Origin of the sequence: Candidatus Thiosymbion oneisti (assembly GCF_900092655.1) — a bacterium.
Lineage (GTDB): Bacteria > Pseudomonadota > Gammaproteobacteria > Chromatiales > Chromatiaceae > Thiosymbion > Thiosymbion oneisti.
In genome coordinates, this window is record NZ_FLUY01000087.1 from 1 (window position 1) to 10,490 (window position 10,490).

The 10,490-nt window shown below is 60.9% G+C and carries 10 protein-coding genes; 8 read left to right on the plus strand and 2 right to left on the minus strand.

Annotated elements, in window-relative coordinates; all coding sequences use genetic code 11:
* The 3 genes from BQ17_RS22225 to BQ17_RS00645 form a co-directional block, all read left to right on the plus strand.
* Positions 1–228: HEPN domain-containing protein (locus BQ17_RS22225; protein WP_218067986.1), on the plus strand; the 228-nt coding region annotated here is incomplete at its 5' end.
* A gap of 1,023 nt (positions 229–1,251) precedes the next feature.
* Entirely contained in the window at positions 1,252–1,755 is a 504-nt protein-coding gene (folK, locus tag BQ17_RS00640; RefSeq protein ID WP_089723829.1) for a 2-amino-4-hydroxy-6-hydroxymethyldihydropteridine diphosphokinase, read from the plus strand.
* 124 nt (positions 1,756–1,879) lie between these two features.
* A complete protein-coding gene (locus tag BQ17_RS00645; RefSeq protein WP_089723830.1) occupies positions 1,880–2,113 on the plus strand; it encodes a hypothetical protein in 234 nt (77 codons plus the stop codon).
* A gap of 53 nt (positions 2,114–2,166) precedes the next feature.
* Here BQ17_RS00645 and BQ17_RS00650 read toward each other — a convergent pair whose 3' ends face one another.
* Complete coding sequence (locus BQ17_RS00650; RefSeq protein WP_089723831.1) at positions 2,167–3,156, minus strand: malate dehydrogenase; 990 nt, start codon at positions 3,154–3,156, stop codon at positions 2,167–2,169.
* A 135-nt stretch (positions 3,157–3,291) separates the two neighbouring features.
* Between BQ17_RS00650 and BQ17_RS00655 the strand changes: the two genes are divergently transcribed.
* From BQ17_RS00655 to orn, 3 genes are all read left to right on the plus strand, one after another.
* On the plus strand, positions 3,292–3,519 hold the full coding sequence (locus BQ17_RS00655; RefSeq protein ID WP_089723832.1) for a hypothetical protein: 228 nt from the start codon (positions 3,292–3,294) through the stop codon (positions 3,517–3,519).
* 366 nt (positions 3,520–3,885) lie between these two features.
* Positions 3,886–5,205 (plus strand): SPL family radical SAM protein, encoded by a 1,320-nt coding sequence (locus tag BQ17_RS00660; protein WP_218067987.1) that lies wholly within the window; start codon positions 3,886–3,888, stop codon positions 5,203–5,205.
* Between the two features lie 429 nt (positions 5,206–5,634).
* A complete protein-coding gene (orn, locus tag BQ17_RS00665; RefSeq protein ID WP_089723833.1) occupies positions 5,635–6,180 on the plus strand; it encodes an oligoribonuclease in 546 nt (181 codons plus the stop codon).
* On the opposite strand, the gene queG is transcribed toward orn, so the two are convergent.
* Positions 6,153–7,262 carry a tRNA epoxyqueuosine(34) reductase QueG gene (gene queG / locus BQ17_RS00670; protein WP_089723834.1) on the minus strand — a complete coding sequence of 370 codons (1,110 nt, stop codon included), beginning with the start codon at positions 7,260–7,262 and terminating at the stop codon, positions 6,153–6,155. The two genes, orn and queG, sit on opposite strands and share 28 nt — an antisense overlap.
* An 897-nt stretch (positions 7,263–8,159) precedes the next feature.
* Between queG and BQ17_RS00680 the strand changes: the two genes are divergently transcribed.
* Together BQ17_RS00680 and BQ17_RS00685 are read left to right on the plus strand one after the other, a co-directional pair.
* Positions 8,160–9,023 carry a PHP domain-containing protein gene (locus BQ17_RS00680; RefSeq protein ID WP_089723836.1) on the plus strand — a complete coding sequence of 288 codons (864 nt, stop codon included), beginning with the start codon at positions 8,160–8,162 and terminating at the stop codon, positions 9,021–9,023.
* A gap of 269 nt (positions 9,024–9,292) precedes the next feature.
* Positions 9,293–9,919 (plus strand): L-threonylcarbamoyladenylate synthase, encoded by a 627-nt coding sequence (locus BQ17_RS00685; RefSeq protein ID WP_089723837.1) that lies wholly within the window; start codon positions 9,293–9,295, stop codon positions 9,917–9,919.
* Positions 9,920–10,490: the final 571 nt, after the last annotated feature.

Genomic DNA, 10,490 nt, shown 5'->3' on the forward strand with positions numbered 1-10,490 from the left:
GGTCAAAGAGTATCAAGCATAGAGCCAAGGTTCTTGTCTATATTTCCACGCGCTACCGATGTCGAAAAAGAAAGGTTCAAGTTGCTTCGGAAAGCCTATGTGGATGCCCGGTATAAACCAAGTTATACAATCACAAAAGAAGAGCTTAACTGGCTTGTGGAGCGAGTACAAGAGTTACAGAGTTTAACTGAAAAATTATGTAGGGAGAAAATAGCAAGCTATGAGTAGAACAAACACAGCAAACCGGGTGGAGTTGGGCAGGCAAATAAGGATTTCGATGCATTGACACGCGAGGGGGCAAGATTCAGGACCGCGGTGGTGGGCTCAGAACGGCCGAGATGCCCGGCGGCTCGAAAGTGATCGTCCGGCCAACCAGCAGCAGCGGACAACCGACCCTCGAAATTCAACCTCTCTCGGGAAAACCGACCAAGATCAGCTATGAATGATTTCCACCCGACGCTAGATCAGCAGTTGATCGACCGGCTTGCAGGGCTTGTCGCCCCACTGCTCGACCGGCCTTGGCACCTGCGTGGCGATACGCTCGCACAACGGTCTTGGGTCGCGGTGCCGGTCGAGAAAGGGCGCCACGTCGAGCCCGAGACCGCCCGGCGGATTGTGACTCCATATGCCGACACACTAGCGCTGCCTGCTACGCGCTGGCGACCGAACCCCTCGGTACTCAACCCACAGCCTATGAAGTTCCGGTGACTAAGGACGGGCTGCTCGGTTTCTCCCACGAGTGCGCTGGTCTGAATTTTATCTTGGTACCGGCAGATCTGGCCTTTGCCCTGCTTTTCACCAGCGAGGATTACAATCTCTATGCAGGTCCGAGGAATTTTGTGGAGTGCGCGCTCGGCACCTCGATTGCCTCGGCCGGGTCGGCGTTTCAAATCTATGCCGACGACCCCTGGTGGCAAGGTCGACTGCTGGACTTGCACCGGTATTACGATTCCATTGGCGAACCCCGCCTCGCCGTCGGCCCCAGCCCCTTAGAGGGTATCCCAAAAAGGGGTAGTGGTGAATTTTTAAGTGGTAGCGTAGGGAGATTCATTGACCTCCCCGTTTCTTTTTTGATCCCCTCTCCCCGGTCCTCTCCCGGCGGGAGAGGGGGCGCAGCTCGTAGGTTGGGCAAAACTGCCAGGGACGGCGGTGTGCCCAACACACTGCTATTATTAGCCATGTTTACACTTAAATGTTAACCACTACCCAAAAAGGTAAAGATCACGAAAGCGGAGGCGGATTGATCCCGTGATGACGGTCTATCTCTCTCTGGGTTCCAACATCCGGCCGCGACACCATCTGGGTACTGCTTTGGAATTGCTTGATGCTCAGGATACCATCCGACTCCTGGGCGAATCGCCGTGGTACGAGACACGCCCGTGGGGCGGCATTGTCCAGGCGAACTTTCTCAATCTCGTCTGTGCCGTCGAGACCAGCCTGCCGCCGTTGCAACTTCTGGAGGCCACGCAAGCAATCGAGCAGCGGCTCGGTCGTGTGCGTACCCTGCGCAACGGTCCGCGCACAATCGACATCGATATCCTACTCGCTGGCGACACCCGGTTGGAGATGCCGGCGTTGACGATTCCGCACCCCGGTTTGCTGGAGCGTGACTTTATGCTGGTTCCACTCCTCGATCTGGCACCGGACGCACGGCTCCCTGGCGGCGAGCGGCTGATCGATAAATGCGCGCACCTGAGCCACCATCAGATCATCCGCAAGCTCACATTCGGTCGAAATGACAACCAGGAAAATTAATTTTGGCTCTTTATGGATTCCAGACTGTTCACGATCATGGAGGGTACCACCAAACATTTTGGAGTGCCTGTCTGCCCCCAGGCAGGCGGCGGCAACCTGACTCCAGTCCCTACTGGAATCCGCGGTGCCCGACCCAACCGCAGGGTTGGCCCTGGCGCACCGGCTCGCCGCCGCTTTGGATTTGGCGATGCATAAGGCATTGCGGCCAGGGGAAAGCGCCGTCGCCGCGGCGCGGGTGGAACCCGACGCCCAGGTTCTTGGCAACCGCCGCTGGGATCCCCCATCGCTGGAGTTCAATTCGACCGCGCCGCTTTGCCGGCGCACTCCAAAGCAGTCCGGAATCCATAAAGAGCCTTAATTTCTTATGGCACCCGTGCCTTCGATCTCCAAAGGTCACGGGTGTGACGACGGTCAGCCCAGGAGGCTCTCAACGCCTTTGCGTTCTTCTTCGAGCTCTTTGAGCGTGAAGTCCATCTTCTCACGGGAGAAGGCGTCGATATCGAGGCCCTTGACGATCTCGTACTTGCCATCGGTACAGGTGCAGGGGAAGCCGTAGATCAGGCCCTCGGGGATCCCGTACGAGCCGTCCGAGACCACGCCCATAGTCACCCACCGGCCATCACTGCCCAGCATCCAGTCACGCATGTGGTCGATGGCGGCATTGCCCGCACTGGCCGCCGAGGAGGCGCCACGGGCCTCGATGATGGCCGCGCCCCGCTTACCCACGGTGGGGATGTAGGTCTCGCGGTACCAGGTCTCGTCGTTCACTAGCTTCTTGGCATCCTGACCGGCTACGGTCGCAAAACGCAGGTCCGGATACATGGTGGGCGAGTGGTTACCCCAGACCACCATCTTCTTGATGTCCGAGACTGCCTTTCCGGTCCGGGTGGCCAACTGCGAGACCGCACGGTTGTGGTCGAGCCGCATCATGGAGGTAAAGTTGGTAGCGGGCAGTTTGGGGGCGGAAGTCTTGGCGATGTAGGCGTTGGTATTGGCCGGATTGCCGACCACGATAACCCGCACCTCGCGTGAGGCGACCTCGTTGAGCGCCTTCCCTTGCTCGATGAAGATCTTGGCGTTGTCCATCAAGAGGTCCTTACGCTCCATGCCTGGCCCGCGCGGCTTGGCGCCGATCAGCAGGGCATAGTCGGCATCTTTGAACGCCTCCTTGGGATCACCGGTGCCGATCATGCCGGCCAACAGGGGGAACGCACAATCGTCGAGCTCCATCATCACGCCTTTAAGGGCGCTTTGCGGTTTCTCCAGCGGCAATTCCAACAGCTGCAGGATGACGGGTTGATCCTTGCCCAACATCTCGCCGGAGGCGATGCGAAACAGGGTTGCGTAACCGATTTGACCGGCGGCGCCGGTAACTGCGACTCGAACGGGGGTTTTTGCCACGGCGGAACACTCCTCACGTTTGGGGGTGGTGATAGGCCCAGGAGGCCTTCAGGTCTTGCTTGTTTTTCACAGGTTGCAAGGGATAGTGCTTCCTGTGAACCCTTAATCCTTGCCCATGGAGAGGATTTCGTCAAGATGCTTAAGTACGGACGCTCTCAATTGCCGATAACATTGAGCGAGCAGGATCTTGGTGGAAAAGTTAGCCGCAAATCAACGCAAATGGACACAAATAAATGCACTGGGATTCAAGAGCTGCTAAGAACTAACGCTTTGATTGAGCTATCCGTGGGGTCGGCTCTCAACTTATCTGGCTGGATGGGAAGACAACTCGACATCAAGCAAAATCAAGGGGCCGGTTTTTAGACCGCCGCTAAGAACTGTCGATGATGGCAAGCCGATTCCGACCGATTTGCGTTCATTCGCGTTCATTTGCGGCCAAAAAGAATTCCCACTGGAAGAACCGATGCTATCGGTACTTCTGCACTGCTGTACTAGGTGGATCGGCAGGGCGGGTGTGTATTGCTAGCCTCCGGTCGCCGGCTGCCGGCCAGATCTACCGAGGTTATGTTTTCGGGGAGTTATCGATGGTGCCCGGTTGGCCGTGGTTCGGGGTGGTGATCTGCGCGTGTTATGATCGGGACTCTCTCGCCTTCCAACTGTTTGTTTCGCGCCCCCGGAAGCAAGGCCGTTTCTGTCAGAGGCAGCGGTCGATGGGTACGGGCTATTCCGATGAGGGACCGCCAGGCTTACGAACAGAAATTCTCCCGCATCGTCGAGCAGACGCCGTTCGGTCGTCTGGCGGCTGAGGAGCGCGCTTTTCTGCGCCGACAGGCCGGGCATTACCGCTTCTCACAGCAGGAGTTGCGCCGGATCAGCGAGATCGGCGTCGATCTGGCGATGTGGGACGCGCCGTCGCTCATGGTGGTCTGGCCCGTGGCGCCCCCGGCGGATCTGCCGCCGAAGGAGCGCCGGGCCTGGGTTGTCGGCGCTCTGCACCGATACGTGGAACGCTTGCGGGCTACCCCGAGGCAATACGGCACGCCCGTCGCAATCCAGGGGTCGGGAAGCTACCGGGTCCGGGCGCTTGATCGGCAGCGCGGGCACCTCGGGTTGGGCCCTTGTCCCGTCGCCTCGGAGCAGACCCGTTGCTGCAACCTGTTGACGCTCGATGCGGTGGAGAACTGCGGCTTCGATTGCAGCTACTGTAGCGTCCGGTCCTTTTACCACGACGACCAGATCCATTTCGACAGTCGTTTCGCCGACCGGCTCAGCGCCCTGCAGCTCGATCCCGAACGGACCTATCACATCGGAACCGGCCAGGCGTCCGACTCCCTGATGTGGGGCAATCGCTTCGGTGTGCTCGACGCCCTGATGGATTTTGCACGCCGCCATCCCAATGTCATCCTGGAGCTCAAGACCAAATCCAAGAACATCGCCTATCTGTTGAAGCACCCGGTCCCCCGCAACCTCATCTGTACCTGGTCGCTCAATCCGCAGTGCGTCATCGAGCACGAGGAGCAGCGGACCGCCCGGCTCGATGAGCGTCTGGACGCCGCCCGGCGCCTGGCCGACCGGGGGATCATCGTCGGTTTCCATTTTCACCCCATGATCCATTACGCCGATTGGAAGGCGGATTACTCGACACTCTTGTCCCGAGTCGAGCAGGGGTTCGATCCTGCCGAGGTGGCACTGGTCTCGTTCGGCACCCTGACCTTCACCAAACCCGTCATCCGCCGCATCCGCACTAGCGGCAGCAAGACCCGAATCTTGCAGATGCCTCTGACCCCGAGCGACGGCAAGCTGTCTTATCCCGAGGCGGTCAAGTTGGCGCTGTTCTCCCACGCCTACCGCAGCTTGGCCTCCTGGCACGGTCGAGTGTTCTTCTATCTGTGCATGGAGAACCATCGCCTGTGGCGGCCGGTGTTCGGTTTTGAGTATCCCTCCAACCAGGCGTTCGAGGCGGCGATGAAAGCGAGTTATTTCAACAAGATTCGTGGCGTCCGTACCCGACCTCATGTTTGTCGTGATGCTGGGGGCTTCGAATCTTAGAAGCTGTTTGGTTGAAATGGATCCTGGCGTCTAGCGTCGTGTTGCGTTACGCCGCGTTCGACACCGTGCCCGTCCAGGCGCGATCCTGGGTTATTTGGCGTTGGTTGTGGGATCTGACGTGTTGGGTTACGGCGCGTTCGGCCCTGTCGCTGTGCTTCGGGATCAGACAGCGCGCCTAACCCAACCTACACTTAACGCGAAGCCGCGCGGGCAGGCGGCATGGACGGTAATATGGGTGTAGGTTGCGTTAAGACGCCGGCACTGACCTGGCAGGACGATCAGCAAACCTCTGTGCGTCGAACGCAACACGTCAAAGCCTCCAGACAACGCCAAATAATTCAGGATTGCTCGAGTCGCCCGGTCATGAATACGACTTCCGACGGCGATTCGGGGTAAACTCGCCGCAATCTTGGTTTCCGGTTACAGGCGATGTCCCCGAACGAAAACAACCTGGTGTGGATGGATCTGGAGATGACGGGGCTGGATCCGTTCCGCGACCAGATCATCGAGATTGCCACCATCGTCACCGATGATCGGCTGGAGATACTGGCGAAGGGTCCGGTGATCGCCGTCCACCAACCCGAGCATGTGCTGGCCGCAATGGACGACTGGAACCGGCAACACCACGGCGGCTCGGGTCTGCTCGCGCGGGTGCGGGCGAGCGATTACGACGAGCAACGGGCGGAGGCCGAGACCTTGGCCTTTCTGGAACGGCATGTCCCGGCGAAGCAATCGCCGCTGTGCGGCAACAGCATCTGCCAGGATCGCCGCTTCCTGGCGCGCTGTATGCCGCGCCTGGAATCCTACTTCCATTATCGCAATCTGGACGTCAGCAGCCTCAAGATCCTGGCCCAGCGGTGGGCGCCCCAGGTGGCCGAAGCCTTCACCAAGGACGGTGCCCATCTGGCCCTTGAGGATATCAAGGAGTCCATCGCGGAGCTGCGTCACTACCGGGAGCATTTGCTGCGGGTTTGACGTTGACGTTGGCGTTGGAGGGCCCAGGCGACGTGCTCGCGCACCAGCGCGTGCGGGTGCTCGAGGCGGGCCCGGAGTGCCGCCGTGACGGCTGCGGAGCAAGGCCCGTTGCCGAGGGCTACCGCCAGGTTGCGCAGCCAGGCGCAATGCCCGATCCGGCGGATGGCCGAACCCTCGGTGCGCTTCAGAAACTCAGGTTCGCTCCAGGCGAACAGGTCCAGCAGGGTGGCGCGGTCGAGTCCCTGACGGGGCTTGAAGTCAGGCTCGGTGCAGATCCGGGCGAAGCGGTTCCAGGGGCAGACCAGTTGGCAGTCGTCACAACCATAGATACGATTGCCTAGCAGCGGGCGCAGCGCCGGGGGGATCGCGCCCTTGAGCTCGATGGTGAGGTAGGAGATGCACCGACGTGCATCCAGGACATAGGGGGCGACGATGGCCCGGGTCGGACAGGCATCCATGCAGGCGCGGCAAGTCCCGCAGTGGTCCCGAGCGGGTGGGTCCGTAGGCAGCGGCAGGTCGCAGTAAATCTCACCCAGAAAGAACCAGGAGCCGGCCCGGGCGTTGATCAGGTTGGTATGCTTACCGATCCAACCCAGACCTGCCTTCTCGGCCAGGGGTTTTTCCAGCACGGGCGCGGAGTCCACGAACACCCGATACCCGAAGTCGCCGATCTCGCCGCGCATGCGCTCGGCCAGCTGCCGCAGGCGGCGGCGGAGCACCTGGTGATAGTCCCGGCCCAGGGCATAGCGGGAGATGAAGGCGGCGGCGGGGTTCCTGAGCGCCGCCCAAGAGCGTTCCCCGGTCTCGGGCCGATAGTCCATACGTGCCGAGATGACCCCTAAGGTGCCGGGGACCAGCGATCCGGGTCGGCTGCGTTTGGTGCCGTGGCGCGCCAGATAGTCCATTTCGCCGTGCCGGCCTTGGCGTAGCCAGGTTGTGTGACGCCGCTCCGCAAGGCCCAGATCGGTGTCGGCGATGCCGACCTGTTGGAAGCCGAGCGCGCGGCCCCAGGCCTTGATGCGGGGTGCCAGCGATGCGTAATCGCGGGTGGCCGGTGGTGTGGTCGATGCGGGTCCCGGCATGAGGTTATCCTTATCTCGTGCCGTGATATCTGGGAGACCAAGGAGTCGGATCGCTTAGATTCGGCTGAGGCTTTTTCTGCGTTGCCACCGCTTGTTCCGGCTTTCTCGACTCGGCTGTTTTCTTTACCTTGGCCGTGCGCTTGGTTTTTTGCGTTACCGCCCCTTGCTTTGGCTTTCTCGACTTGGTTGTTTTCTTTACCTTGGCCTTGTGCTTAGTTTTTACCCTCGGCCCCTGTCCTTTAGGCCGCTTAAGTGCCCCCACGCTCGGATCGAACGGCGACGGCAAGGCAGATGCACTCGGCGTCGCCGACGGGACCATGGTGACGGGCTGCCTGGCCGGTAGCTCACTTCGGTGCTTCTCGAAGAGCTCCATCAAAGAGCCGTCGGAAGCGGGTTTGGGTATCCTGGTCACCGCTGATTGTTCGCTGGAAAACACGGAGGGTAGCCCCTCAGTGAGTCGAGTTGGCCCGGCCGTCAGGGTCATGCCGACTCCCGTTTGAGAGACCTTTTCCGCCGGTAACCCTTCTGAGCCCCCTCCGGATTCCGGTTCGACGCGGGCATGATCTTTCCCGCGCTCAAGATTCAATGGGGGAGACCGAAGGCTTGTTCCCGCCGCCTCGGGTTGCGACGCCACAGCGGGAACAGATTGCTCGGACTTGGGCTTCCACGGCAGGCGGTTTGATCGGAACTGCGCGGGTGATCCCGGCCCGGGAGGTACCGAATCACGAGCGGACAACAACTGCCAGATGCCAACCACTGCGAGGACTGCTAGGACAGGTAAAATCACATCCTCCCAGTAAAAAGGACGCAACCGCGAGCCGGTGGAAGTGCGAGATTTTAGTTTCATGGCATGTGTCGCCGCGCAGAATCGACATGGGGCGGGTATAGAATAATCGAATGTCCCGAAAATACGATCTCCATACCCACTCGACAGCCTCCGATGGTACCTTGACGCCACCGGAATTGATTGCCCTTGCCGCAGCCAAGGGGGTGGATGTCTTGGCCCTGACGGATCACGATACCCTGGCAGGACTGGCCGCGGCCCGAATGGCCGCGGATGCCGCCGGGTTGATCCTGTCGCCCGGGGTTGAAATCTCGGTCACCTGGGGCGGGCGCACCATCCATATCATCGGTTTGGGGATCGATCCTCGGAACCAGGCACTGTGCGCTGGCCTGGCGGGGCTGTCGGCGTATCGCCGCCGGCGGGCCGAAGCGATCGGCCAGCGCCTCGCCAAGGAAGGAATCGAGGGTGCGTTCGAGGGTGCCAGGGCCTTTTCCAATGGGCGGCTGATCGGTCGCACCCATTTTGCCCGCTTTCTCGTGCAGCGGGGTTACGCCTCGGACGAGCGTGAGGTCTTCAAGCACTATCTGGTCAAGGGCAAGCCCGGCCATGTGGCGGGGGATTGGGCGAGTCTCGAGGCCGCGGTGGGTTGGATCCGCGGCGCCGGAGGACAAGCGGTGATCGCCCACCCGGGGCGCTATCATTTCACGCGCGCCAAGCTGCTGCGGCTTATCGGTGAGTTCAGGGTGCTCGGCGGTGTGGGCATCGAGGTCGTCTCCGGCAGCCACACCCGGGACGAGTGCCTCCTCTTCGCCCGTTATGCCCAGGAGAACCGTCTGTTGGCCTCGGTGGGCTCCGATTTCCACGGGCCGGGGAATCCCTGGACCGAGCTCGGGGGTATGGCCCCGCTACCGAGTTTCTGCACCCCCATCTGGGCCGACTGGGAGGAACAGCGGTTGCCCCGGGCCGTTTTCGAGTAAGCGGGGGAGAGTCTGGTATCCGGTAGTGGTAAATTTTTAAGTGGTTAGCGTAGAGCGGTTCATTATGCCCCATTTCTTTATTTGATCCCCTCTCCCCAAGCCCCCTCGCTGCGCTCGGGGCAAGCTCTCTTCCGGAGGGAGGATGTCGCAAAAGCCCCTCTCCCGCCGGGAGAGGGGTTGGGGAGAGGGGGTGCAGCGCGTGGCGCGCCCGACACACTGCTATTGGCTATGTTTCCGCTTGAAACTTAACCACTACCCGGTATCCATCCATGGCACAGTTTTTCGAGATTCATGCCCAAGATCCCCAACCGCGCCTGATTCGGCGATCGGTAAACATCCTGCTGGAGGGGGGTGTGATCGTCTATCCCACCGACTCCTCCTATGCCCTGGGTTGTCGGATCGGTGACAAGCCGGCATTGGAGCGGATGCGTTCCATTCGCCATCTGGACCACAAGCACAATTTCACCCTGGTGTGTCGCGACCTCTCGGAGATTACGACCTACGCCCGCATCGACAACCAGGCCTTCCGGTTGCTCAAGCGTCTCACCCCTGGTCCCTACACCTTCATCCATCAGGCGACCAAGCAAGTGCCGCGGCGTCTCCTGCACCCGCGGCGCAAGACCATCGGCATTCGGGTGCCGGACAATGTCATCTGCCGGACCCTGCTCGCGGAGCTGGGCCAACCGATCCTGAGCACCACCCTGATGTTGCCGTCGGATGACCGGCCCCTCACCGACCCCTACGAGATGCGCACGCTGCTGGACCGGGAAGTGGATCTGGTGATCGACGGTGGCTTCTGCGGCCTGGAGCCGACGACAGTGGTGGATATGGCCCAGGAGCCGCCGCTGGTGTTACGGCAGGGCAAGGGCGATGCCTCCCGGTTCGACCGGGAATGAGCCTGTCTGGCTGGCTTCCGATTGACAACTAGGGTGGGCTGTGCCCACCGTTCAACTGGTAGGTCGCAGCCCCCTGAGCCGCTGAGGTGGTTGGAAGTGGGCTACCGGTCTCCAGTCACCAGCTACCAGCCGCAGCCGGATGGCCAAGTGGGTCGAACCCCAGCATGCTGATATCAGTAGGTTGGGCAAAGCCGGTAGGATGTGGTGAGCGCCTGCCTACCGCCCCAGGGATGGGGCAGGTAGGCAGCGAACCGCATCTTTGGACGGCGGCGTGCCCAACAAATCGGGTGGTGCTGGGCTACCTGCTTCGGCACCAAGGGTCCCCACTCCAAGCGCGTGGCCTCTTTTCTCTAGCTCCCACGCTCAGCGTGAGAGCAAGCCTTGTCCTGACGGAGGAGGGATCTGACGCTCCAGTGTCGATTAAGCGCCTCGGTAGGCTAACTGCCAACGCCTATTAGCACAGAGGAGCCGAGTCCGCTGGAGCGGCCAAATTTGCGTTCCCACGCTGGAGAGACTGTGAAAGAATTCGCACGGGCATCCGCCGCGTGCGCTCCTGGGCTTCGGAAGCGCA

Coding starts and splice junctions, on each gene's coding strand:
- BQ17_RS00660 (WP_218067987.1), top strand. CDS start 3,886: ATGAGGGACCGCCAGGCTTACGAACAGAAATTCTCCCGCATCGTCGAG.
- BQ17_RS00685 (WP_089723837.1), top strand. CDS start 9,293: ATGGCACAGTTTTTCGAGATTCATGCCCAAGATCCCCAACCGCGCCTG.
- queG (WP_089723834.1), bottom strand. CDS start 7,262: ATGCCGGGACCCGCATCGACCACACCACCGGCCACCCGCGATTACGCA.
- BQ17_RS00680 (WP_089723836.1), top strand. CDS start 8,160: ATGTCCCGAAAATACGATCTCCATACCCACTCGACAGCCTCCGATGGT.
- BQ17_RS00655 (WP_089723832.1), top strand. CDS start 3,292: ATGCTTAAGTACGGACGCTCTCAATTGCCGATAACATTGAGCGAGCAG.
- orn (WP_089723833.1), top strand. CDS start 5,635: ATGTCCCCGAACGAAAACAACCTGGTGTGGATGGATCTGGAGATGACG.
- folK (WP_089723829.1), top strand. CDS start 1,252: ATGACGGTCTATCTCTCTCTGGGTTCCAACATCCGGCCGCGACACCAT.